This is a genomic window from Yersinia fenwicki (assembly GCF_043099325.1).
Classification (GTDB): domain Bacteria; phylum Pseudomonadota; class Gammaproteobacteria; order Enterobacterales; family Enterobacteriaceae; genus Yersinia.
In genome coordinates, this window is sequence record NZ_CP170755.1 from 3,752,604 (window position 1) to 3,776,304 (window position 23,701).

Consider the following 23,701-nt stretch of genomic DNA (forward strand, 5'->3'; position numbering starts at 1 on the left):
GAAAGATCATGGGTATACGGAGAAAAGAATGCTGATTATTGAAACCTTGCCATTGCTACGCCAGCAAATCCGCCGTTGGCGTCAAGAGGGTAAGCGAGTCGCACTGGTCCCTACTATGGGCAACCTGCACGAAGGGCATATGACATTGGTAGAAGATGCCAAAACTCGCGCCGATGTTGTCGTCGTGAGTATTTTTGTCAATCCGCTGCAATTCGAACGCCCAGACGATTTGGCCCGCTACCCACGCACTTTACAAGAAGATTGCGAGAAGCTAACCCGACACGGCGTTGATTTAGTGTTTGCCCCCGCCGCCTCTGATGTCTATCCGGCAGGTTTGGAAGCTCAGACTTATGTTGACGTCCCAGCCCTATCGACCATTTTAGAAGGTGCTAGCCGCCCGGGACATTTCCGTGGCGTATCGACCATCGTTAGCAAGTTGTTCAATCTGGTTCAGCCGGATGTAGCCTGTTTTGGCGAAAAAGATTACCAACAGCTGGCACTGATCCGCAAAATGATGGCGGATATGGGCTATGACATCAATATTGTCGGCGTGCCCATTGTGCGAGCCAAAGATGGCCTGGCACTCAGCTCTCGCAATGGCTATCTGAGTGCTGAGGAACGTAAAATCGCGCCACAGCTTTATAAAATAATGCAGGCATTGGCTGAAAAACTCGCCTTGGGCGAACGGCAAATTGATGATTTATTGGCTGACACCGCAGAACAATTGCGTGATGCCGGCTTTAGCCCAGATGAACTGTTTATCCGCGATGCGCAAACCTTGCAGCCACTGACGGTTGACAGCAAACAGGCGGTAATTCTCATGGCCGCCTGGCTGGGTAAAGCACGCCTAATTGATAATCAACAGGTTGATTTACATAATTAATTTTAAAAATTAGATTATGGCGAGACGAGCATATAAAGTCAGCCATAGACAAGCGATATAAAATCAGCAAAACTGAGCACTTGTCTCTAAATCGGTCGATTATGGGATAGGGTGCCAGACTTATTCTGGGCAATAACCGGGGTCAAAGGTAAGAGTTATGATACGCACTATGTTGCAAGGCAAACTGCACCGGGTGAAAGCCACTCAAGCTGATTTGCACTATGAAGGTTCCTGCGCTATTGATCAGGATTTTCTGGAAGCCGCTGGGATTTTGGAATACGAAGCCATTGATATTTATAACGTTGATAATGGTCAGCGTTTTTCGACTTATGCCATTGCCGCCGAACGCGGTTCGCGGATTATCTCTGTAAATGGTGCGGCAGCACGCTGTGCCTGTGTGGGTGATAAATTGATCATCTGTTCTTATGTCCAGATGTCTGATGCCGATGCCCGCCTACACCACCCCAAAGTGGCATATTTTGAAGGTGAAAATCAGCTGCAGCGCAAGGCTAAAGCCGTACCCGTTCAGGTCGCTTAATTATCCTTGGTACTTGAAGCCGCACAATAAAAAAGGCGCTTAAAAAAGCGCCTTTTTCTGATTTTAATATCACACTATAAAATAACTAATCCGACTCCATCACTGCAGGGGCAGGGGCAACCGGCTGGCCAGGTTCATTGGCAATCCGCTCTGCCATAGTCGGAATTGAATCCGTACGCAGAATATAAAGCCGTTTGAGGGTATACGGGTTATCGCCGGGTTTAACCTTGCCCTGCATCGTCGTTACCGCCAAATGGAAGCCGGCATTTTTAGCAGCATCAATCGCAGTTTGATTAAAGCCACCGAACGGATATGATAGAAAAATCACGTGTGGATTAAACTGCGATAATGCACGGCGAGAGTGCTCAAAATCAAAAATAATATTGTGATAAGAGCGGCTCAATAAGATTGGATTACGTTTATTGTCTGTCCGGTGCAAAAAGTGTGTATGAGATTGAATATCAAATACATCCTGAATCTCTTTCAATTCAGAAATACTCATAAACTGTAATGAGTCAGGATTCCATTTTTGTGGATGACGTTTTATACGTGATGAAATAATAAAAGCGGTAGCTCGGAAACCATTTTCTTTTAGAATCGGGTAAGCATAGCGATGGACTGATTTAAGGCCATCATCAAATGTCAGCACGACAACTTTCCCAGGAAGATTAATCTTGTTATTGAGATAACCTTCAAGCTGATAAAGAGAAATCGTGTCGTAGCCCGTCTGCTTGAGATAGGTCATCTGGTTACTAAACGCGGCATCAGAGGTTGTCGTCGAGGTATTGAGGAAACGTTTATTTTCCTCATTCTTCAACATATGGTGATAAGTCAGGATAGGAATGCCATTATCTATTTCAGCATCACTACTGCTGACATAGCCCAAACGATCACCAATATTAACCTGATACCAAGTATTACTTAGCTTGTCTTTCAACTTACCTACAATCGGGTAGCGCAAATTGTCTACTAGGGTGGCAAATTGTTCGCTGTCGACATCTGCCGCCAGATAAACCGGCGTTTCGCGCTTGATAATAATATTTTGGTTCGGTAGAGGCTTATTTAAATCCCCCAATATGTCGTTGTTTTTCCTAGCTTTATTGATATCACGTAAGTCATCTTTATCAATAAAGCCGATACCATTGCCAAATTTAAACTCATAGTATTCTGCCGCTGCGGGCAAAACCTGAATAAGTTGATCTTCTTTAACCTCACCGACAGGAATAACCTGCTCCCCCACCAGCGAATATATTTCGCTGTCACGGTCTGTCACCATATATTTAGGGGTAAGAGCTGTTTCGTCTGGCAAAAGATCTGCATGGGTTGCCGGCATCATTACCGACATGACAATACCGAGTAGCATCCCAATAGCTATTCTGTTTTTATGCCACATTATCGTTCTACTTATGCGCATTCGGCGCTGAATTGGAAAGGGAAAATCTGGTGCGTCAGCATAGCACGAGACACTTGAAGTTGAGAAAGACGATATCAGACGGGAACATTATTTATTACGATTAAATTCCAGCATTAACAACAATTAACTAACTAATGATTTACGAGTGAACCTTAGAGTGCGATCCAAAGTCACTGACGCTGCAGAGGTGCACATAGCCAACCCCCTGCAACGTCTAGCCCGAAGAGTATATGGCGTTACAGCAAGGCCGCAAGTCCACGCATCCCGATGAGCTTACATTAGTAAGTTATTCGGGTAAGGGGACGTAGCCAACATCGCTGTAGCGCCAAGGCCGCAGGTATACCCAAAGTCATTGGCGTTACAGCAAGGCGGCAAGTCAACGCATCCCGATGAGCTTACATTAGTAAGTGATTCGGGTAAGTGGACGTAGCCAACATCGCTGTAGCGCCAAGGCCGCAGGGGATTAGGTACGTAGGCCGCGACCACGCTCTATCAAATACCAAGCCCAAGCATAAAATACCGCGATAAACACCACTAATACACCGATGGTAAATACCAGTGGTACATCAGTAATTCCGAGGAATCCGTAACGGAAACCACTGATCATGTACACGATAGGGTTAAGTTTTGATACCGCTTGCCAGAACGGTGGCAGCAAGGCTAACGAGTAAAATACCCCGCCCAGATACGTCAGAGGTGTTAACACAAAGGTCGGCACCAGACTGATATCATCAAATGTTTTGGCAAAAACGGCATTCAACAATCCGCCAAGAGAAAACAGAATCGCTGTCAGCATTAATGTCAGTGCAATCATAGACCAGGAGTGGACATGCAGCGGCACAAAGAACAGCGAAACAATGGTCACCAGGATACCGACACAGATCCCACGCGCCACCCCACCACCAACATAACCCACAATCACGATATGGGTGGGAACCGGTGCGACCAGCAATTCTTCAATGCTGCGCTGGAATTTTGCACCAAAAAATGAGGCTGCAACGTTGGCATAGGAGTTTGTTATCACCGCCATCATTATCAGGCCAGGAACAATAAACTGCATATAATCAAAGCCACCCATATCACCAATTCGGGAACCAATCAGGTTGCCGAAAATAACGAAATAGAGCGACATAGTAATCACCGGAGGCACCAGAGTTTGAATCCAGATGCGAGCAAAACGGGTGATCTCTTTGATCCAAATACTCTGTAGTGCTACCCAATACAGGCGGGTCATGCTTTTTCTCCCCCGTTGCCGTTAACCAAGGTGACAAATAGCTCTTCCAGACGGTTAGCCTTATTACGCATACTTTGTACCTGTATTCCCTGAGCATTCAGTTGGCTGAACAGGCCATTCAGACCTTGTTCACGCTTAACATCAACTTCCAACGTTGAGGTATCTGTTAGACGATAACCATACCCTTCCAGCTTCGGCAGCGGGCTTTTAATCGCTAAATCAAAAATAAAGGTTTCTGACTCAAGTTTGCCAAGCAGCTGTTTCATCGTGGTATTTTCTACCAGCTCGCCATTCTGAATAATGCCGATATTACGGCACAGCATTTCAGCCTCTTCCAGATAGTGGGTCGTCAGAATGATGGTGGTTCCCTGCGCATTTAGCTCTTTGAGGAACCCCCACATGGAGCGACGCAACTCGATGTCTACCCCTGCGGTCGGCTCATCCAGAATCAGTAGTTTTGGCTCATGCATCAGCGCACGGGCAATCATCAAACGGCGCTTCATGCCGCCGGATAGACGAATCGCACGCTCATCACGTTTACTCCATAAATCTAGTTGGCTGAGATATTTTTCAGCCCGCTGCATGGCCTCTCGCCGCGTGACGCCGTAATACCCCGCCTGAGTAATCACAATCTGTAATACTGTTTCAAACGGGTTAAAGTTGAACTCTTGTGGTACCAGCCCGAGTTGGCGTTTGGCATTCACGATATCTTGGTCGATGTCGTAACCAAAGACCTTCACCTTGCCAGAGGTTTTGTTCACCAATGAGCTGATAATGCCAATAGTGGTGGATTTACCCGCCCCATTAGGCCCAAGTAGTGCATAAAAATCGCCTGCCTCTACGTGCAGATCAATGCCACGCAGAGCCTGAACGCCACCTGCATAGGTTTTGGTCAGCTGCGTTATTTCCAGTGCATATGTCATAAGTAAAAAAGAACCTTATTCTATGAGTTCCCAACGGTCACTGCATGTCCGTGACTTGCTTAACCCTCCCTGTCAGGGCAAGTTACGGGGGCAAAGGGAAGCAGTTAGATACAGAGAAGATGTTGCGCAGACAAAAATTGTACCAACAACAAAGTCACTGTTCCGATTTTAAAATCGTGATCCTTGTCGTATATTATCCTATCGCAATCCGTTCATTACAGGCTATTTACATTAATGAAAGAAATAGAGAAGCTCCTCGCGAACAATGACGTCTGGTCTAAAGCCATTCGTAAAGACGATCCTGGTTTTTTTGAACACCTGGCGGAAGCCCAGAAACCTCGGTTTTTGTGGATTGGTTGTTCAGACAGCCGCGTCCCCGCAGAACAGTTAACCGGCCTGAAAGCTGGGGAATTGTTTGTTCACCGCAATGTTGCCAATTTGGTTATCCATACTGATCTGAACTGCCTATCAGTGGTGCAATATGCTATCGACGTTTTACAGGTCGAGCATATCATTATCTGTGGTCACCTTGGCTGTGGTGGTGTTGAAGCCGCAATGAAAAAAGATCTTGAATTAGGGCTTATCGACAACTGGTTACTGCACATTCGCGATCTTTGGTTTAAACATAGCACGCTGTTGGGTGAACTTCCTGCTGAAGAGCGTAGTAATATGTTATGCAAAATCAATGTGGTAGAGCAAGTGTATAACTTGGGACATTCTACTATTGTTCGTTCCGCCTGGAAGCGCGGGCAGAAAGCCATGATTCACGGCTGGGTCTATGGTATTGAAGACGGCAAACTGACGGATTTAAATATCTCTAGTACCAGTCTCAGCGAACTGGAAATCAAGTACCGCGAAGCAATGGCTAAAATACTGCAACCAAACAGACAAAACTAATGAGTCGCTATAGGAGGGTGTTGAAACGCACCCTCTCCCATTTTACCCGTCATACTTCAAGCTGCATATGCGTTGGCGGCTCTCTTTCACCCGAATCATTGACTGGCGTCAACTCATCGGGACTCATTCACTGGCCGCCTTCCTGCAACTCGAATTATTTAGGGTATATCTCTAACGCCACTCAATTTTGAGTACTGCGTAATCTCAAAATGACGACGCGCAGTAGCCGCTCCGATCACTCATCAAGCATAACAACCTTTCCAACATAAGGGAGGTGTCTATATCTTTGAGCATAATCAATACCGTAACCCACCACGAATTCATCAGGAATAGTGAAGCCGACCCACTCGACAGGCACCTGTACTTCGCGGCGCTCGGGTTTATCCAGCAACGTACAGATAGCCAATGATTTCGGGCCACGCAGTTGCAGAATTTCGCGGACTTTACTTAATGTGTTACCTGAGTCGATGATATCTTCAACAATCAGCACGTCCTTGCCGCGGATATCTTCATCTAAGTCTTTGAGGATTTTCACATCGCGGGTGGTGCTCATGCCATTGCCATAGCTAGAGGCGGTCATAAAATCGACTTCATGGGAAACATCAATGGCGCGGCATAAATCAGCCATAAACATAAATGAGCCACGGAGCAACCCGACCAGCACCATTTCACTGCCACTGTCGCGGTAATGTTCGGAGATTTGGCGGCCTAATTCGGCAATTCGGGTTTTGACTTCCTGCTCGGAAATCATGACTTCTACAGTGTGTTTCATAGGTATTAACGTCGCTTTTTTACGTTGCTTGCCGGAAGAAAGCCGCTGAGTTTACCATAGCCTGAGCCAGGTTGCGACGGACTCCCCCGCCGCAGACATAACCTGTTGATAGCCCTTAAGCACTGACAGTAAAGCCCAGCATCATGCCGGTATCTTCATGTTCCAGCAGGTGACAGTGTGCCATATACGGGGTACTGGTTGGGGCCAGATGATTAAAACGCACTAATATCTCACTACGGGCGCCTTCCACTCGTACGGTGTCTTTCCAACCACGGCGATGCTCCGCAGGTGGCTTGCCATTTTCGGTCAGAATACGGAACTGCGTACCGTGGACATGGAATGGATGCAGCATCATGTCGCCTTCACCGGAAATCGTCCATTTCTCATATTTACCTTGTTTGGCATCAAATGCCGCTTCGGTCATGGAAAAGGCTTTGCCATTGATCATATTGGCATGGCTGAAATCAAAAGCAGGAGCCGCGGCCATCGCCCCATGATTCATACCTTTCATATTGCCATGGTCCATCCCTGCCATAGCACCATTATCCATCCCGCCCATATTGCCGTGATCCATACTCATCCCTGCCATAGCTTGCATACCATAACGGCTCATCAACGCCTGCATGCCCAGCATATCCAGTTTAGGATCCATCATCAGTTGGAACCAACGCTCTTGCAGCCCCGTGGCATCAGCAAGTGGCGGCACCACGACCAATGAATCTGGCAATACTTTACTGCCTGCGACTAATGAAGGCTGGAGCCGTAATACCGGCAGTGGCTTATCAAATGGCGCTAATGTCATCCCCATCTGTTTTACCGGCAAAGTGACCAAATCAAGTGCCTTACCATCTGAGGTATCCACCAACACCTCGAAACGCTCTCCCATTAGTATCGGCAATTCGCGCACCGCAACGGGTTCGGCCAATAGACCACCGTCACTGCCAATCACATACATTGGGCGGCCATCGCTAAGGGCCAGATTCAGTGATCGCGCATTACACCCATTCAACAGCCGTAAGCGCACCCAACCGCGCGGGGTAATGTGCTGTGGATACTGGGCACCATTGGTGAACATTCGATCACCAAACCACCCAACCGCAGCCGTCATTACATCCAATTGATAGTCAATTTGACCATCTTTATCGAGTAATTTGTCCTGCAAAATGACCGGGATATCATCCACGCCCCATTGTTTCGGGAGCGGCAGTTTTTCGCTGTCACTATCATCTATCAGCACTAATCCCCCTAGCCCCATCGCGACCTGACGGCCGGTAATACCGTGGGTATGGGGATGGAACCAGCAGGTGGCGGCGGGTTGTTCTACTGTAAATGCCACCTGGCGTTTAGCCCCCGGCTGAATCAGTGCCTGTGGCCCACCATCGACGTTGCCAGGTATTTCCAGCCCGTGCCAGTGCACAGTTGTGGCTTCCGGTAAGGAATTTGTGACATTAATCGTGACCGGCTTGCCGCGCTGTAATCGAATCGCTGGCCCTAATAAGTTACCGTTATAGCCCCAGGTTTGAGTGGCGGTGGAGGGCAACCAGGCCATAGAACCCGTTTGAATATTCAGATTAATATTGCCGCTGGCATCTGGTTGAAGTAATGGCGGGATGGGTAAAGGTGAAAAATCTGCGGCCAAAGCCGCGCGGCTCCATAAAGGCAGTGAAGTGGCGGCTCCAAGAGCTGCCGTTAACTTAATAAAATCACGGCGATGCATGGTCGTCTCCATTCTGGACTGTGGGTAAGTGATAGTGAGTAAGTGCCTACTGGGCACAAAAACAGTATTGTATGCCAGCATAAACCCTCTCCTTGAGGGAAGGTCAAGGAGTAATCAATCACTTTGTGAATAAATCCCCGTATATACCCACACGGAGAGCATAATAAAATTTACTCTGAACCATCACAGTGTGATAACGTCTGCTAACAATGAATAAGCCAGTCTCCGCTATGAAAAGAACAACATTAGTTATGCTGCTGCTCACTCTGTGCGGATTTTCATCTGCCAGTTCTGCATTAAGTGAATCTGAAGCAGAAGATCTTGCCGATCTGACTGCGGTATTCGTTTATCTGAAAAATGATTGTGGCTATAACGAATTACCCAATAATGAAATCAAACGAGCAATTGTTTATTTTGCTCAACAGAATCGCTGGGATCTGCGTAACTACAATAGCTTTAATATGAAAACCTTGGGTGAAGAGAGCTATCGCGACCTGCGGGGCATTGCGATCCCGGTTCCTATCAAATGCAAATCTCTGGCTCGTGACTCTTTAAGTTTATTGGCCTACGCTAACTAGCGATCCCGCATTTACCCTTTCAGCCTAAAATTCAGCCGTGCAACCTCAGCCAGAGTTGGCTATGATGTTGCCCCCATTTTTCATGGCTGTTACTGCGAAGGAGAAGCCCCGAACATGTCACAGAAAGAACTATGGTATGAAACATTACATGCCAACTTCGGCCAGTATTTTTCAGTAGAAAATGTACTGTACCGCGAGAAAACTGAGCATCAGGATTTGGTGATTTTTGAGAACCCTGTGCTGGGTCGGGTAATGGCGTTGGATGGTGTGGTGCAGACCACCGAACGCGATGAATTTATCTATCACGAAATGATGACGCACGTCCCTTTGTTGGCCCACGGTCAGGCAAAGAAAATACTTATCATCGGTGGCGGCGATGGCGCGATGCTACGCGAAGTTAGCCGTCACAAAAATATCGAACAGATTACCATGGTAGAAATTGACGCCGGTGTCGTCGAGTTCTGCCGCCAGTATCTGCCCAATCATAGCGCGGGAGCCTATGATGACCCCCGTTTCAAGTTGGTTATTGATGATGGCGTCAACTTCGTTAATCAAACAACTGAAAAGTTCGATGTCATTATCTCTGACTGTACTGACCCCATTGGGCCAGGGGAAAGCCTGTTCACATCGGCTTTCTATGAAGGATGTGCCCGTAGCTTGAATGAAGGCGGCATCTTTGTTGCACAAAACGGCGTGTGCTTCCTGCAACAAGATGAAGCGGTTGATAGCCATAATAAGCTTAGCCACTATTTTAACGATGTCAGTTTTTATCAAGCCGCTATTCCAACATATTACGGCGGTATCATGACCTTCGCCTGGGCGACGCAAAACCCACAGTTGCGCCAGTTAGATATCACCACGCTACAACAGCGTTTTGTCGAAGCGGGCCTAACCTGTCGCTACTATAACCCAGCCATTCATGTCGGCAGCTTTGCCTTGCCGCAGTATCTACTGAATGCCTTAACGGCAAAACGTTGATAATCCGTAAGGAGGTGAACTAAATTGTCAAAGCTTAAACTGCACGGCTTCAACAACCTGACTAAAAGCCTGAGTTTTTGTATCTACGATATTTGTTATGCCGAAACCGCAGACGATCGCGATGGCTATATCGCCTACATTGACGAACAGTATAATGCCAACCGCCTGACCGAGATCTTGACTGAAACCTGCTCAATCATTGGCGCAAATATTTTGAATATCGCCCGTCAGGATTATGATCCTCAGGGCGCCAGTGTCACCATTTTAGTCAGCGAAGAGCCCGTCGATCCGCGCGATGTTGATAACTCCGAGCACCCAGGCCCGCTGCCAAGCACCGTTGTCGCCCATTTGGATAAGAGCCATATCTGCGTCCATACCTATCCGGAAAGTCACCCTGAAGCAGGATTATGTACTTTCCGTGCAGATATTGAAGTCTCGACCTGTGGCGTCATTTCACCACTGAAAGCACTGAACTATCTTATCCACCAGTTGGAATCCGATATTGTCACCATGGATTATCGGGTGCGTGGTTTTACCCGTGATATCAACGGGGTAAAACATTTCATTGATCATAAAATCAACTCAATTCAGAATTTCATGTCTGACGATATGAAATCGCTGTATCACATGATGGATGTGAATGTTTATCAAGAAAATATCTTCCATACCAAAATGATGCTGAAAGATTTTGATTTGAAGCATTACCTGTTTAACGCCAAGCCAGAAGAGCTGAGGGCGGAAGAGAGAGAACGCATTACCCGCCTGCTGTATAAAGAAATGCAGGAAATCTACTATGGCCGCAATGTGCCAGAAGTGTGATGTCGTTTGGGTAATAACACGTCAAAAATCCCGGTTTTCGCCGGGATTTTTGGTTAAGGTAGTTGGGTAAATAAGGTTTTAACTTTATCGGTATCTTCGGGATGAAGTTGGAGATACTTTTCACAGGCTAATCTGACATATTCAAAACCTACGAACTCTGGAACAATAACCTCACCTTCCCAGACGCCAAACATTATGCCGTCGAAATGACATTCAGGATCAGGATCATCTAAATCAGGAAAATGGCAATAAGTTTCATTAACAACACAGCCTATTTTTTTTATAATAAAAGGTAAAGACCATAGGAATTTACTCTGTAGATTCATTGAGTTGAAAAAATCTTTCACGACCCACTCAGGGTCATTATTATAATCTATCCGCTCAAAAATATACTCATTCATCATTTAGTTACCGGGAAAATATTAATCACTGCGCTAGTTTTTGATCTAAATAAACTTGGAATTTAATACCATCTGCTGTTGATGCATATTCTCTAACTCCTGAAGCTATAGCTGACTTATAACCATTTGATGCAGCTTGTTACCCAAGCTCTAACATCTTTTGATCTGAGAAAACTTTCGGGTCATAGACTGTTTTAATGAATACTTTTGCTTTATAACCAACAACGTTTTCCGCTCGGTTATATGCTGGAATTTGATATGAAATTTCAGTAATACCATTTGCTAAACCCGATGTTTGTCCAATAATTTTCACACCCTTTGTGGATACAACCTGATTGAAAGCATCAGCATTATGTGTCCCTCCAATTCCATTTCGATGAGTTATTCCGTCAAACTTTACTAGGTGATTCTTCTGATTGATATTAAAGCTAATTCCTGTCGGATAAGCTGCTCCTGTTTGCCCAAACCTTTTCCCGCGCACCACGCCAGCCAGCGACGCCGAAATCCCAGCGACCACCGCATGGCCAGTATTTTAACTAATTCAGGTCCGGGGTTTCATCGTAGTTTGGCTGAGTTTATTTATTAGTTTATTGTTTATTAAAATAAAATTTATTAGTGGTACATCAGGAAGCATAGATCTCGATGAAATGAAACAGCTCAGGATATATGGGTAATTAAGCAATAATTGATCTTCCGCTATTCCCATCGCCCTGACCGGCAATGTATAAGAAGATCCTATTTTCTCCGTCTGATATCGCACAAGGATGATGCCACTGTGATGAACCGCCTCCCGACCCTGTATGGCATTATTGCGATCCTGCTCTGGAGCATGAGTGTCGCCTTGACGCGTGGGTTATCTGAAACGTTAGGGCCATTTGGCGCAGGTGCTGCCATTTACACCGTCAGTGGTATTTTGGTGTGGCTGGTGGCGGGTAAACCAACTGTTCGCGGGCAACATCCGGCTTATCTATACGGTTGTGGTTTGCTATTTGTGGTGTATATGGTGGCTTTTGCCTTAGCTATCGGAATGGCGAATGATCGCCAGCAGACACTAGAGATAGGTCTGATCAATTACCTGTGGCCGAGCCTGACGCTGCTATTGGCTGTACCGTTACTTAAACTCTGTGCACGGTGGTGGCTCTGGCCGGGCGCAACTCTGGCCCTGTTTGGCGTGATTTGGGTAGTCAGTGGTGGGAATGGACTGGATATCAACGTGCTACGAACCAATATTAGCAGTAATCCATTGGCTTACAGTTTGGCGCTGATTGCAGCATTTACCTGGGCCGGCTACTCCAATCTGGTACGGATATACAGCCGAGGGCCTGGGGCATTGCCACTGTTTTTGCTCGCCTGTGCATTATGTCTATGGGTGATGTTCTTTATGCTGACACCCGGTAAGTTGCATTTCACCCAACGCGCCACTTTTGAACTGCTACTGATGGGGGCTAATACCGCGCTGGCCTATCTGTGCTGGGATATCGCCATGAAAAAAGGCAACGCTACACTGGTCGCTGCCCTCTCTTACTTCACGCCTTTATTATCAATACTGATTGCCAGTTTATGGCTCAATACGCCCCCCTCAGCCGCATTCTGGCCGGGTGTTGCTATGGTAGTGCTCGGCTCGTTGTTATGTTGGTCTGCCAGTCGCACCACTATTTAGTCATGATGAAGTTACGGTAGCCTTGCAATACCAGCAGAAAGTCCTCTAAACCACACAAACAGAGGCTTTCTTCGTCATAGTAATTCATGCCTTCTTCCATCTCGTCGCCTTCAATATCTAATTGATTGGCGCGCACCATCACTTCTTCACCATCCAGCCACAAGGTATATTCATGACCATCCAGCTGCCACTGTCGTTCACTGCCTTTGACTTCTGCCGCTGCAGCTTCAATTTGATCGAGTTTGGCTAAATCGCCTTTAATTTCTTCATTGAGCCAGTGGCCGATCACTTCATGTCCCATGGAGAATCTGACCAGCACTTGCCCGGTTAAATCACGCAAGAATTCATAGTCCATAGCACGTCCTCCTGATGCTTTTTTAATTATTGTAACCGTATTGAGTGATATCACTTGGCGCAAGCTCGCAAAGCCAGTAAATAGCGGCAATATTTCACTTCGATGCGATGTTTAAAATAAATACGGGAGGCCATTGGCCTCCCGTCAGATAGGTATTATACATTATACCCAAGATAATTGGTGTTACAGGTATAGCAACTTACACGGCGGTTTGGAAAATCACACCATCTGCTTTATCCGTATATTGGCTCAACTGATCAAAATTCAGATACCGGTAAGTATCTGCTGCGGTCTTATCAACTTGGGCCATATAAGTTTGATATTCATCAGGAGTTGGCAGACGCCCAAGCAGTGATGCAATCGCTGCAAGTTCAGCCGAAGCCAGATAAACATTCGCCCCATTCCCCAAGCGGTTCGGGAAATTACGGGTCGAAGTAGAGACAACTGTCGCTCCATCGGCTACACGTGCCTGGTTACCCATACACAGCGAGCAGCCTGGGATCTCAACACGGGCACCACTCTTACCAAAGACACTGTAGTAGCCCTCTTCGGTCAGTTGTGCGGCATCCATTTTGGTCGGTGGCGCGACCCACAGGCGGGTTGGCAACTGACCTTTGTGTTGATCCAGTAGCTTACCGGCCGCACGGAAGTGGCCGATGTTGGTCATGCAGGAACCGATAAACACTTCATCGATTTTGCTATTAGCAACATCAGACAGCAAACGCGCATCATCAGGATCGTTAGGCGCACAGAGAATCGGCTGAGTTATTTCCGCCAGATCGATTTCGATCACCGCAGCATATTCCGCATCCGCATCACCTTCCAGCAGATTCGGGTTAGCCAACCAGCTTTCCATACCATTGACACGGCGCTCCAGTGTACGGCGGTCGCCGTAACCTTCAGCTATCATCCACTTCAACAATACAATATTGGATTGCAGATATTCAATGATCGGCGCTTTATCCAGTTTGATGGTACAACCGGCAGCAGAACGTTCGGCGGAAGCATCAGCCAGCTCGAATGCCTGTTCAACTTTCAGCTCTGGTAAGCCTTCAATTTCCAGAATTCGACCAGAGAAGATGTTCTTCTTGCCTTGTTTCTCAACTGTCAGCAGACCTTCCTGAATCGCGTAGTAAGGGATAGCATGCACCAGATCACGCAGGGTGATACCCGGCTGCATTTTACCTTTAAAGCGCACCAACACCGATTCAGGCATGTCCAGAGGCATGACGCCTGTTGCTGCCGCAAAGGCCACCAGACCAGAACCCGCAGGGAAGGAAATGCCGATAGGGAAACGGGTGTGAGAGTCACCACCAGTACCGACAGTGTCCGGTAACAACATACGGTTGAGCCATGAGTGGATGATGCCATCACCCGGGCGCAGTGACACACCGCCACGGTTCATAATAAAGTCAGGTAATGTGTGATGAGTGGTCACGTCTACAGGCTTCGGATAGGCCGCAGTATGACAGAATGATTGCATCACCAGATCAGCGGAGAAGCCCAAACACGCCAAGTCTTTCAGCTCATCACGGGTCATGGGGCCGGTAGTATCTTGTGAACCGACCGAGGTCATTTTAGGTTCGCAGTATTCACCTGGGCGCACACCTGCAACGCCACAGGCACGACCCACCATTTTCTGTGCCAGCGAGAAACCTTTGTTACTCTTGGCAACTGGCTTCGCCACACGGAAAACTTCGCTAACTGGTAGGCCCAGAGATTCGCGCGCTTTGGTGGTCAAACCGCGGCCGACGATCAATGGGATACGGCCACCGGCGCGCACTTCATCCAACAACACGTCAGTTTTCAGTTCGAAAGTAGCTAAAATCGCGCCAGTATCATGGTGACGCACTTCGCCCAGATACGGGAAGATATCAATTACATCGCCCATATTCAGGTTGCTGACATCTACTTCGATTGGCAGTGCACCCGCATCTTCCATAGTGTTAAAGAAGATTGGCGCAATTTTGCTGCCCAACACCACACCACCGCCGCGCTTATTCGGCACGTAAGGGATGTCGTCGCCCATAAACCACAGCACCGAGTTGGTGGCTGATTTACGAGAAGAACCGGTTCCGACCACATCGCCAACATAGGCCAGCGGGAACCCTTTTTTATTCAGCTCTTCAATCTGTTTGATTGGGCCAACACTGCCCGGTTGATCCGGATGAATGCCTTCGCGGGCATTTTTCAGCATCGCCAGCGCATGCAGTGGGATATCAGGGCGCGACCAGGCATCTTGAGCCGGAGACAAGTCATCGGTATTGGTTTCACCGGTGACTTTGAATACGGTTACCGTGATTTTCTCCGCCAAAGGTGGGCGGGACAGATACCATTCGGCATCAGCCCAGGATTGCATAATTTTCTTGGCGTGAGGATTACCTGCTTTGGCTTTTTCTTCTACATCGTAGAAGTTATCAAACATCAGCAAGGTGTGAGATAAAGCTTTGCCCGCAATCGGAGCCAGCTTTTCATTATCTAACGCATCAATCAACGGATGAATATTATAACCGCCCTGCATGGTACCAAGCAGTTCAATTGCTTTCTCAGGGGTAATCAGTGGGGAGTGGGCTTCACCTTTAGCGATGGCCGCCAGAAAACCGGCTTTAACATAAGCTGCTTCATCAACACCGGGAGGGACACGGTTAATCAGCAGATCTAACAGGAATTTATCTTCGCCCGCAGGCGGATTTTTTAATGATTCAACCAGCGCTGCCATTTGTGATGCATCTAATGGCTTGGGGACGATACCCTCAGCGGCACGCTCGGCCACGTGCTTACGGTATTCTTCTAGCACGACTCTCTCCTCGCTTTTATTGTCATATATTTTGCCAGGCTTATCTGTAGTCACCAGCCATCATCAATGATGCACCAGGTGTAAGGTAAGATGCCCAGTTTCGCTCAGCCAGCATACCAGTATTTGAACTCGGTGTTAATTCGTTCACATAAAAGCAACATTAAATTTTTGCTGAATCGTAGAGCGCAGTGTAATCACCTGAACTATTGATAACCGCTCTCAGTTAGCTCTTTGCAAGAGGGCAAATATCGGCAAAACCTCCCTGCATAATAACCATACATTAGGAATGGATACCATCTCTCGGTGAAAATCTCGTGCTGTTGATAGGGCTTTTAGCGCGCGGAATGAGAAGGGGAAAATATTGTGGCGATAAATGCAGCAGAAACAGCCGATAATGACTGTTTCTGCTTTAACAAAAAACCAATGCCCGAAATAATTGGGGTTGCAGGTAGGCAGCAAGCAAACTACCCCCGATAAGCTTACATGAGTAAGTGATTCGGGTTAGTGCGCGTAGCTAACACCCCTGCGGCCCCAAGTATGAACGGACATTTAGAATTGGGTATTCAAGCTAACAAAATATGTCCGGCCTGGCTCATTATAGGTTGCGGCACCGGCACCGGCGATATTCGCGACGTTCTGGGCATTCCCTTCACGGAACTGGCGTTTATCGAACAGGTTTTCAATACCGGTGGTCACACTGACATTTTTTGTCACTGTGTAGCTCGCGCTCAGACCAAAGATGGCATATGGGCTCACTTCGTTGCGCGCTGTACCGGTGACTGGCAGCCCCTGATAGTCATATTTCTTCGGTTTCTGACGCCCATACCATGTCACGGTAGACAGTAAGGATAAATCATCCGTAGCCTGCCAATTCACTGAGCTGTTCAGGGTAAACTCTGGCGTAATCGATAAGTAATCGCCGGTAGTTTTGTTCTTCGACTCCAGCATGTAGGTCAGGTTGCTACTCCATTGCACCGTGTCGGTGAATGGCACCGTCAGGTTACCTTCCAGCCCTTCAACCAAGGCTTTCGGCACATTTTCCCATTTGAAAATATCGGAATTAGCATAAGTTCCGGTGCCGCCATTAGCCGTCCCCAGGGAGACTAAACCTGGCTCAATCTTATTACGGTAATCGTTACGGAAATAAGTGATACCCGCAATAATGCCATCATTATGGAATTCGAAACCGATCTCTTTGTTGACGCTGGTTTCTGCTGATAAATTATCATTACCCATCAAGTAACAGCTACCGCCGCCGCCATAGCAACCCTGACCACGGCTATACAGTAGGTAATTGGGGTTGGTTTGATAGAGATTTGGCGCTTTATAGGCGCGGGCAATCCCCATTTTCATGGTGAAGTAATCGCCCAGTTCCTGTGACAGGTTTAATCCCGGACTCCAGTTGCTCCCTGCGGTGCTGTGATGGTCAAATCGCAGTGCTGGGGTCAGTATTGTGGTGTCCGTCAGCTCGATATTATCTTCAACAAACACCGAGGCTATCTGTGCTGAGCTGCGCGTGTTTCGGCCTTTTCCCATTAGACCACTCACACTCCCCCCCTCAGTCGTCGCCTGGGTATTGGAGGTCGGGTCATTCATTTTCTGGTCATTCCATTCAGCACCGACAGTCAGCACTTGATTAACCCCTAATTCAAATGGCAGGTTAACCTCGGAGTGGGCCAGATAGTTGTCCAGCTTGATCGTACTGAAATAATTATTTGAGAAGATACCTTCGGTACCCCCTGCCAGCCCCTCATTAATACGTGAGTTGCGGGTATTTTCATACTGTATATAGGAGGTGGTACTGACGCCGTTATCCCAAAAACCACGGTGCGTTAACGAGTAATTATCGCGATACATCACATTGGTTTCTGCACCATATAGGCTGCGCACAATGGCATTGCTGTTGGTGTTTTGTGTATCACCGGCATAAATGTTCCCCTGACGGCTATAGCCCGCCTCGAACTCCAGGGATTGGCCCTGCGCAAACTCCCAGCGCAGTAACCCATTGATATCTTTGTTACGAACCCCTTCGCGACCGGCAGGCAATGTGCCAGCCTGATTACCGGTTCGGGCAGATTCATGGCCTTGGTTAATATCCCAATCATCAGCATCAGTTTTATTGTATCCACCGTATAAACGGAAACTGACGGTATCACTGAGTGGCCCCAACAGGCTGAAGTCAGTACGACGAGTCGCTCCTTCTTCGCTGTGCTGCGGCAGATTCATGTAAGCATTCCAACTGCCATGCAGTTCTTTGTCCGGCTGTTTGGTAATGATATTCACCACGCCACCTGCGGCACCATTACCGTAGCGCGCGGCAGCAGGCCCACGTAACACTTCGATTTTCTCAACCATATTCGCCGGTACCCAGTTGGTATCACCACGGGTATCACGCTCACCACGCCAGCCATAACGTACGGCATTACGGCTCGACACCGGAATACCATCAATCATAATCAACGTGTTTTCAGGTCCCATGCCGCGAATATCAATCTGACGGTTATTCCCGCGCTGACCGCTAGCTGAGTTACCGGACAAGTTAACGCCGGGCATGGTACGGATAATTTCAGACAAATCATTAGCTGGAGGACGTTTGCGGATATCTTCCGCCGTGATAGTGGATGCGCCAAGTGCTTGACGGACTTGCTGCTGGGCCGTAACCACCAAGGTATCGCCAGTGCTTGCTTTGTTGTCTGTCGCTGCTGTTTCTTTTTGTTGTGTTGCGGCTGTATCAGACCCTGCCTGAGTGGTATCTTGTGTCTGCGCCCAAAGCGGAGTCGAAATACAGATACCAATCAAGCTCGCTAAGGTCGTCAGAGAGCGCCGCTGCCATTTTACTTTCATTACACTTTCCCCGATGCAAACGCCCACAGCAAATGTCAGCAGAGGAAAGTCTCTGCCAATCTATTCATAGGGCAACAAAAACGAACAAGATTGATAATTATTTTCATTATCAATTCATCTGACTAATTGTTACATTTGCAATCAGAAAAATGGTTTGTGCAAACAGCAAAACCCTTTGTTATAAAGTCAATGTTGTCAAAACATGAATATCTTTAGAGAGGCCATCATGCCGGCGGCGAAGAAAAACAAGTTGCGCAATATTTCCCCGTCATCAAAACCGATTTATCGTGATCAAATTGTGCAACAGTCAAACCTGGTGGCCAGCGACTATCAACTGAGTGGCGCAAAGTCATTGTCCACTGATCCGGTTTTGTATGGCGATTTTCAGGTATTGCGTCTGAATCCGCATCTGATCCTACATACCGCGAATGTGACTAACCTCTACGACATCAAAACGCAGAATCAGCTCAATCCGGCGCTGAAGCTAGCAATTGTGGTCAGTGGCAGCGCACATATCTCATTTGGCGGTAAGGAGTTGCATTTGCAGGAAAAGGGCGATGCTTCACTGGTTTCCTTGACTGAAAACACCTTTTTTACTCGCCACGGTAAGAACAATAGCCATGAGCGCACTCTGACCCTCACCTTTGACCGTGAATGGCTATATGGCGACCTATTACCGCAAGCCGGCTCGTGGGATACGCTATACAACTTTACTCAGCAACATCTGGCGATCCATTTATGGCGGCCATCAGTTCACGCGCAAGCCATCGCTCAGAAAATAGCAAGTGCTCCGCCCTTCTCAACCCCATTGGAACGTTTGCATTGTGAAACACAATGTATTGGCTTAATTATCGAAGCATTCAGTTCGCTAGAGCAGCAGGCGTTACAGCAAAATAAAATATCTTTACGCGGCATAAATCGAATCCAGCAAGTACGTGATTGGCTGGAAAGTGGTGAGGCAGATCATCTATCGATGAGTGAGTTGGCGCGTTTGGTCAATATGAGTCAAAGCACTTTGCAACGGCGTTTTCGTGAAAACTACAACATTACGGTATTTGAATATTTGCGCCATTGCCGTTTAAAACGCGCCATGCTGGCGATCCAGAAAGAAGGGATCACTATCGATCAAGCGGCAACTATTGCGGGTTATACCAGCCCGGCAAATTTTGCTACAGCGTTGCGCCGCACTTTCAATATTTTGCCCAGCCAATTACGCACTGGGGCTATCTTTGATCGCTAAAAATTAAGCGATCAATAACATCTGATTGATACGATCCCTTAAACAAAAAAAACGGCCCCTATTCAGGAGCCGTCCATTATCTTACTGCGTCAGCAAAACTTATTTCTTTTTCGCTTTCGGGTTAGGCAAGTCAGTAATGCTACCTTCGTAGATTTCTGCTGCCAGACCGACAGATTCATGCAGCGTTGGGTGAGCATGGATAGTCAATGCGATATCTTCAGCATCACAACCCATCTCAATTGCCAGACCGATTTCACCTAACAGTTCACCACCGTTAGTCCCGACAATTGCACCACCGATGATACGGTGTGTTTCTTTGTCGAAAATCAGTTTGGTCATACCGTCTGCACAATCAGATGCGATAGCACGACCTGATGCCGCCCACGGGAAGGTCGAGGTTTCGTAGCTGATGCCTTTTTCTTTAGCTTCTTTCTCGGTCAAACCAACCCATGCGACTTCTGGTTCAGTGTACGCAATCGATGGAATAACTTTTGGATCGAAGTAATGCTTCATGCCGGAGATAACTTCAGCAGCAACATGGCCTTCGTGAACACCTTTATGTGCCAGCATTGGCTGACCCACGATGTCGCCGATAGCAAAAATGTGCGGTACGTTGGTACGCAGCTGTTTATCAACGTGGATAAAGCCACGTTCGTCAACCTCAACGCCAGCCTGACCGGCATCCAGCAATTTACCGTTAGGTACACGACCGATAGCAACCAGCACTGCATCATAACGTTGTGGTTCTGCTGGTGCTTTTTTGCCTTCCATCGTGACATAGATGCCGTCTTCTTTGGCTTCTACCGCAGTCACTTTGGTTTCCAGCATCAGGTTAAATTGCTTACTGATACGTTTGGTGAATACTTTCACCACGTCTTTGTCTGCAGCCGGAATAACTTGATCCGCCATTTCGACTACATCAATCTTCGAGCCCAACGCATGGTAAACCGTACCCATTTCCAGACCGATGATCCCGCCGCCCATGACCAGCAGACGCTCAGGAACGGTTTTCAGTGCCAGTGCATCAGTAGAGTCCCAAACGCGTGGGTCTTCATGAGGAATGAATGGCAGTTGGATTGGACGAGAACCTGCGGCGATAATTGCATTATCGAAAGTAATAGTCGTCGGGCCGTTTTCACCCTCAACAACCAGGGTGTTCGCGCCAGTGAACTTACCTAAACCGTTAACTACTTTGACTTTACGGCCTTTAGCCATACCTGCCAAACCACCAGTTAACTGATTGATAACTTTCTCTTTCCAAACACGTACTTTATCAATATCAGTTTTAGGCTCACCAAACACGATACCGTGTTCAGCTAATGCTTTAGCTTCTTCGATAACTTTAGCGACGTGCAACAACGCTTTGGATGGGATACAACCGACATTCAGGCAAACCCCCCCCAGTGTGGAGTAACGCTCAACCAGAATGGTTTCTAAACCTAAATCCGCGCAACGAAAAGCAGCAGAGTACCCTGCAGGGCCTGCCCCAAGTACCACGACCTGAGTTTTAATTTCAGTACTCATCATGACCTCTTAATTGTTTGTCCGGCGGGTCAGACATCATTTTTAGGCTAATTAATTGCATAACGCCTTGATCCACCGTGACGCTTGCACCGCGTGCAGTTTACAGAATTGTTAATAATCTGAAAAGCCGCATCGCGTGACGAGTGTCTCAACAACCTTGTCGACTTATGTAACAAGCCGACAAAGCCGGTTCATAACTGTCTTTTGTCTGTCTGTAATAGCAACAAGGCCGGCGCTAAGCCGGCCTTGACGATTACATAACCAGACGGCGAATGTCGGCCAGCATGTTGTTGATGATGGTGATAAAGCGCGCACCATCAGCACCGTCAATCACACGGTGGTCGAAGGAGAGCGACATTGGCATCATCAGACGCGGTTGGAACTCTTTACCGTTCCAAACTGGCTCTATCGCAGACTTGGAGACACCCAGAATAGCCACTTCCGGCGCGTTAACAATCGGCGCGAAGTGAGTTGTTCCGATACCGCCCAAGCTGGAGATGGTGAAGCAACCGCCCTGCATTTCGCCAGCTGTCAGCTTGCCATCACGCGCTTTCTTGGAGATAGCCATCAGTTCACGAGACAGTTCAGTGATACTTTTCTTGTTCACATCCTTGAATACCGGAACGACCAGGCCATTTGGCGTATCTACCGCAACACCGATGTTAATATACTTTTTCAGCGTCAGCTTCTGACCATCTTCGGACAGTGAGCTGTTGAAACGTGGCATTTGCTCGAGAGCAGCAGCAACAGCTTTCATGATGAACACCACTGGGGTGAACTTCACGTCCAGCTTACGCTTAGCAGCGTCCTCGTTCTGCAGCTTACGGAACGCTTCCAGATCGGTGATATCGGTTTTGTCGAAGTGAGTTACATGTGGGATCATGACCCAGTTGCGGCTCAGGTTAGCACCAGAGATTTTCTGGATACGACCCAATTCCACTTCTTCGATTTCGCCGAACTTGCTGAAATCAACTTTCGGCCAAGGCAGCATGCCTGGTAGACCACCACCGGTAGCCCCCGCTGGTGCTGCTTCAGCACGTTTGACCGCATCTTTCACATAAGCCTGAACGTCTTCGCGCAGGATACGGCCTTTACGACCAGTACCTTTCACTTTTGCCAGATTCACGCCAAATTCACGGGCTAAACGACGGATAACTGGCGTTGCATGCACGTAAGCATCATTCTCAGCGAATTCGCCTTTGCTGACAGCAGGTGCCGGTGCACTAGCGGCTTTGGCCGGTGCTGCAGCAGGTGCGGCTTGCTGGGCTGGTGCAGCAGCAGGTGCCGCGCCTTCCACTTCAAACACCATGATCAGAGAACCGGTTTTCACTTTGTCGCCGGTGTTAATTTTGATCTCTGTCACGATGCCCGCAAATGGTGCCGGAACTTCCATCGAAGCTTTATCACCTTCAACGGTAATCAGTGATTGTTCAGCGGCAACTTTATCACCCACTTTCACCATCACTTCTGTGACTTCAACTTCATCACCACCGATGTCTGGTACTTCAACATTTTTTGCAGCAGAGGCCGCCGGTGCAGCAGGAGCCGCCGGAGCTGACTCAGTTGCCGCTGCAGGTGCCGCAACACCTGCCACTTCAAATACCATAATCAGAGAGCCAGTGCTGACTTTATCGCCAGTGCTGATTTTGATCTCTTTAACCGTACCGGCGAATGGCGCAGGCACTTCCATAGAAGCTTTATCGCCCTCTACAGTGATAAGAGATTGTTCAGCGGCAACAGTGTCGCCCACTTTGACCATCACTTCAGTGACTTCAACTTCATCACCGCCGATATCTGGTACTTCAACATTTTTGACAGCCGATGCTGCAGGCGCCGCTGCCGCAGCAGGAGCCGCTGATTTCTCTTCCGCTTTAGCAGGTGCCGCAGCGGCACCTGTTGCTTCGAAGATCATCATCAGTTTGCCGGTTGCAACAGTATCGCCAACCGCAATTTTGATTTCTTTAACAACACCTGCCTGTGGTGAAGGGACTTCCATAGAAGCTTTATCACCTTCAACAGTGATAAGTGATTGCTCCGCTTCAACGGTATCACCCACTTTCACCATAATTTCGGTGACTTCAACTTCATCTGCACCGATGTCCGGTACTTTGATTTCGATAGACATTA

At 47.8% G+C, this 23,701-nt stretch carries 20 protein-coding genes; 8 read left to right on the forward strand and 12 right to left on the reverse strand.

The features are described 5' to 3' along the window. Positions 1-28: 28 nt before the first annotated feature. Together panC and panD are read left to right on the forward strand one after the other, a co-directional pair. A complete protein-coding gene (gene panC, locus ACF3VQ_RS17120; RefSeq protein WP_392432267.1) occupies positions 29-883 on the forward strand; it encodes a pantoate--beta-alanine ligase in 855 nt (284 codons plus the stop codon). Positions 884-1,040: 157 nt separating this feature from the next. Continuing rightward, positions 1,041-1,421 (forward strand): aspartate 1-decarboxylase, encoded by a 381-nt coding sequence (panD, locus tag ACF3VQ_RS17125; protein ID WP_392432268.1) that lies wholly within the window; start codon positions 1,041-1,043, stop codon positions 1,419-1,421. Positions 1,422-1,506: 85 nt separating this feature from the next. Here the strand turns inward: panD and ACF3VQ_RS17130 are convergent, their stop codons facing one another. The 3 genes from ACF3VQ_RS17130 to ACF3VQ_RS17140 form a co-directional block, all read right to left on the reverse strand. Continuing rightward, the gene (locus ACF3VQ_RS17130) at positions 1,507-2,814 is read right to left on the reverse strand and encodes a polysaccharide deacetylase family protein (RefSeq protein WP_392432269.1); all 1,308 of its coding nucleotides are present in this window, start codon (positions 2,812-2,814) and stop codon (positions 1,507-1,509) included. Positions 2,815-3,298: 484 nt separating this feature from the next. Continuing rightward, positions 3,299-4,069 carry an ABC transporter permease gene (locus ACF3VQ_RS17135; protein ID WP_005156782.1) on the reverse strand — a complete coding sequence of 257 codons (771 nt, stop codon included), beginning with the start codon at positions 4,067-4,069 and terminating at the stop codon, positions 3,299-3,301. After that, entirely contained in the window at positions 4,066-4,992 is a 927-nt protein-coding gene (locus tag ACF3VQ_RS17140) for an ABC transporter ATP-binding protein (RefSeq protein WP_019080482.1), read from the reverse strand. Before ACF3VQ_RS17140 ends, ACF3VQ_RS17135 begins: the two co-directional genes overlap by 4 nt. 234 nt (positions 4,993-5,226) lie before the next feature. Here ACF3VQ_RS17140 and can point away from each other — a divergent pair, with 234 nt between their 5' ends. Beyond that, positions 5,227-5,889: a carbonate dehydratase gene (can, locus tag ACF3VQ_RS17145; RefSeq protein WP_392432270.1), complete on the forward strand. Its 663-nt coding sequence runs from the start codon at positions 5,227-5,229 to the stop codon at positions 5,887-5,889. A gap of 235 nt (positions 5,890-6,124) precedes the next feature. Here the strand turns inward: can and hpt are convergent, their stop codons facing one another. Next, positions 6,125-6,661 carry a hypoxanthine phosphoribosyltransferase gene (gene hpt, locus ACF3VQ_RS17150; protein ID WP_392432271.1) on the reverse strand — a complete coding sequence of 179 codons (537 nt, stop codon included), beginning with the start codon at positions 6,659-6,661 and terminating at the stop codon, positions 6,125-6,127. A 115-nt stretch (positions 6,662-6,776) separates the two neighbouring features. Further along, the gene (cueO, locus tag ACF3VQ_RS17155; RefSeq protein WP_392432272.1) at positions 6,777-8,378 is read right to left on the reverse strand and encodes a multicopper oxidase CueO; all 1,602 of its coding nucleotides are present in this window, start codon (positions 8,376-8,378) and stop codon (positions 6,777-6,779) included. Positions 8,379-8,608: 230 nt separating this feature from the next. On the opposite strand from cueO, the gene ACF3VQ_RS17160 reads away from it, so the two are divergent. From ACF3VQ_RS17160 to speD, 3 genes are all read left to right on the forward strand, one after another. Continuing rightward, positions 8,609-8,956, forward strand: coding sequence for a YacC family pilotin-like protein (locus ACF3VQ_RS17160; protein ID WP_392432273.1), 348 nt, complete (start codon positions 8,609-8,611; stop codon positions 8,954-8,956). A 114-nt stretch (positions 8,957-9,070) separates the two neighbouring features. Further along, entirely contained in the window at positions 9,071-9,934 is an 864-nt protein-coding gene (speE, locus tag ACF3VQ_RS17165) for a polyamine aminopropyltransferase (RefSeq protein ID WP_392432274.1), read from the forward strand. A gap of 24 nt (positions 9,935-9,958) precedes the next feature. Then, entirely contained in the window at positions 9,959-10,753 is a 795-nt protein-coding gene (speD, locus tag ACF3VQ_RS17170; protein WP_392432275.1) for an adenosylmethionine decarboxylase, read from the forward strand. A 53-nt stretch (positions 10,754-10,806) separates the two neighbouring features. On the opposite strand, the gene cdiI is transcribed toward speD, so the two are convergent. Together cdiI and ACF3VQ_RS17180 are read right to left on the reverse strand one after the other, a co-directional pair. Further along, positions 10,807-11,157, reverse strand: coding sequence for a ribonuclease toxin immunity protein CdiI (gene cdiI / locus ACF3VQ_RS17175; protein ID WP_392432276.1), 351 nt, complete (start codon positions 11,155-11,157; stop codon positions 10,807-10,809). A 136-nt stretch (positions 11,158-11,293) separates the two neighbouring features. After that, entirely contained in the window at positions 11,294-11,671 is a 378-nt protein-coding gene (locus ACF3VQ_RS17180; protein WP_392432277.1) for a CdiA family toxin C-terminal domain-containing protein, read from the reverse strand. A gap of 261 nt (positions 11,672-11,932) precedes the next feature. Between ACF3VQ_RS17180 and yddG the strand changes: the two genes are divergently transcribed. Beyond that, positions 11,933-12,814, forward strand: a complete 882-nt coding sequence (gene yddG / locus ACF3VQ_RS17185) for an aromatic amino acid DMT transporter YddG (protein WP_392435670.1) — start codon at positions 11,933-11,935, stop codon at positions 12,812-12,814. Here the strand turns inward: yddG and yacL are convergent. The 3 genes from yacL to ACF3VQ_RS17200 all read right to left on the reverse strand — a co-directional run bounded on the left by yacL (position 12,807) and on the right by ACF3VQ_RS17200 (position 18,810). After that, a complete protein-coding gene (gene yacL / locus ACF3VQ_RS17190; RefSeq protein WP_019080488.1) occupies positions 12,807-13,169 on the reverse strand; it encodes a protein YacL in 363 nt (120 codons plus the stop codon). The two genes, yddG and yacL, sit on opposite strands and share 8 nt — an antisense overlap. Before the next feature lie 199 nt (positions 13,170-13,368). Beyond that, the gene (acnB, locus tag ACF3VQ_RS17195) at positions 13,369-15,966 is read right to left on the reverse strand and encodes a bifunctional aconitate hydratase 2/2-methylisocitrate dehydratase (protein ID WP_392432278.1); all 2,598 of its coding nucleotides are present in this window, start codon (positions 15,964-15,966) and stop codon (positions 13,369-13,371) included. 549 nt (positions 15,967-16,515) lie between these two features. Then, positions 16,516-18,810, reverse strand: coding sequence for a TonB-dependent siderophore receptor (locus ACF3VQ_RS17200; RefSeq protein WP_392432279.1), 2,295 nt, complete (start codon positions 18,808-18,810; stop codon positions 16,516-16,518). A gap of 226 nt (positions 18,811-19,036) precedes the next feature. Here ACF3VQ_RS17200 and ACF3VQ_RS17205 point away from each other — a divergent pair, with 226 nt between their 5' ends. After that, a complete protein-coding gene (locus ACF3VQ_RS17205; protein WP_392435671.1) occupies positions 19,037-20,050 on the forward strand; it encodes a helix-turn-helix transcriptional regulator in 1,014 nt (337 codons plus the stop codon). 99 nt (positions 20,051-20,149) lie between these two features. Here ACF3VQ_RS17205 and lpdA read toward each other — a convergent pair whose 3' ends face one another. Both lpdA and aceF read right to left on the reverse strand, forming a co-directional pair. After that, the gene (gene lpdA, locus ACF3VQ_RS17210) at positions 20,150-21,574 is read right to left on the reverse strand and encodes a dihydrolipoyl dehydrogenase (protein WP_162484248.1); all 1,425 of its coding nucleotides are present in this window, start codon (positions 21,572-21,574) and stop codon (positions 20,150-20,152) included. 253 nt (positions 21,575-21,827) lie between these two features. Beyond that, positions 21,828-23,699 carry a pyruvate dehydrogenase complex dihydrolipoyllysine-residue acetyltransferase gene (aceF, locus tag ACF3VQ_RS17215; protein WP_392432280.1) on the reverse strand — a complete coding sequence of 624 codons (1,872 nt, stop codon included), beginning with the start codon at positions 23,697-23,699 and terminating at the stop codon, positions 21,828-21,830. Between the last annotated feature and the right edge of the window lie 2 nt (positions 23,700-23,701).

What these genes read in the sequence shown, in the direction of transcription:
- panC (WP_392432267.1), top strand. Translation starts at nt 29, where the DNA reads ATGCTGATTATTGAAACCTTGCCATTGCTACGCCAGCAAATCCGCCGT.
- panD (WP_392432268.1), top strand. Translation starts at nt 1,041, where the DNA reads ATGATACGCACTATGTTGCAAGGCAAACTGCACCGGGTGAAAGCCACT.
- ACF3VQ_RS17130 (WP_392432269.1), bottom strand. Translation starts at nt 2,814, where the DNA reads ATGTGGCATAAAAACAGAATAGCTATTGGGATGCTACTCGGTATTGTC.
- ACF3VQ_RS17135 (WP_005156782.1), bottom strand. Translation starts at nt 4,069, where the DNA reads ATGACCCGCCTGTATTGGGTAGCACTACAGAGTATTTGGATCAAAGAG.
- ACF3VQ_RS17140 (WP_019080482.1), bottom strand. Translation starts at nt 4,992, where the DNA reads ATGACATATGCACTGGAAATAACGCAGCTGACCAAAACCTATGCAGGT.
- can (WP_392432270.1), top strand. Translation starts at nt 5,227, where the DNA reads ATGAAAGAAATAGAGAAGCTCCTCGCGAACAATGACGTCTGGTCTAAA.
- hpt (WP_392432271.1), bottom strand. Translation starts at nt 6,661, where the DNA reads ATGAAACACACTGTAGAAGTCATGATTTCCGAGCAGGAAGTCAAAACC.
- cueO (WP_392432272.1), bottom strand. Translation starts at nt 8,378, where the DNA reads ATGCATCGCCGTGATTTTATTAAGTTAACGGCAGCTCTTGGAGCCGCC.
- ACF3VQ_RS17160 (WP_392432273.1), top strand. Translation starts at nt 8,609, where the DNA reads ATGAAAAGAACAACATTAGTTATGCTGCTGCTCACTCTGTGCGGATTT.
- speE (WP_392432274.1), top strand. Translation starts at nt 9,071, where the DNA reads ATGTCACAGAAAGAACTATGGTATGAAACATTACATGCCAACTTCGGC.
- cdiI (WP_392432276.1), bottom strand. Translation starts at nt 11,157, where the DNA reads ATGATGAATGAGTATATTTTTGAGCGGATAGATTATAATAATGACCCT.
- yddG (WP_392435670.1), top strand. Translation starts at nt 11,933, where the DNA reads ATGAACCGCCTCCCGACCCTGTATGGCATTATTGCGATCCTGCTCTGG.
- yacL (WP_019080488.1), bottom strand. Translation starts at nt 13,169, where the DNA reads ATGGACTATGAATTCTTGCGTGATTTAACCGGGCAAGTGCTGGTCAGA.
- ACF3VQ_RS17200 (WP_392432279.1), bottom strand. Translation starts at nt 18,810, where the DNA reads ATGAAAGTAAAATGGCAGCGGCGCTCTCTGACGACCTTAGCGAGCTTG.
- ACF3VQ_RS17205 (WP_392435671.1), top strand. Translation starts at nt 19,037, where the DNA reads ATGCCGGCGGCGAAGAAAAACAAGTTGCGCAATATTTCCCCGTCATCA.
- lpdA (WP_162484248.1), bottom strand. Translation starts at nt 21,574, where the DNA reads ATGAGTACTGAAATTAAAACTCAGGTCGTGGTACTTGGGGCAGGCCCT.
- aceF (WP_392432280.1), bottom strand. Translation starts at nt 23,699, where the DNA reads ATGTCTATCGAAATCAAAGTACCGGACATCGGTGCAGATGAAGTTGAA.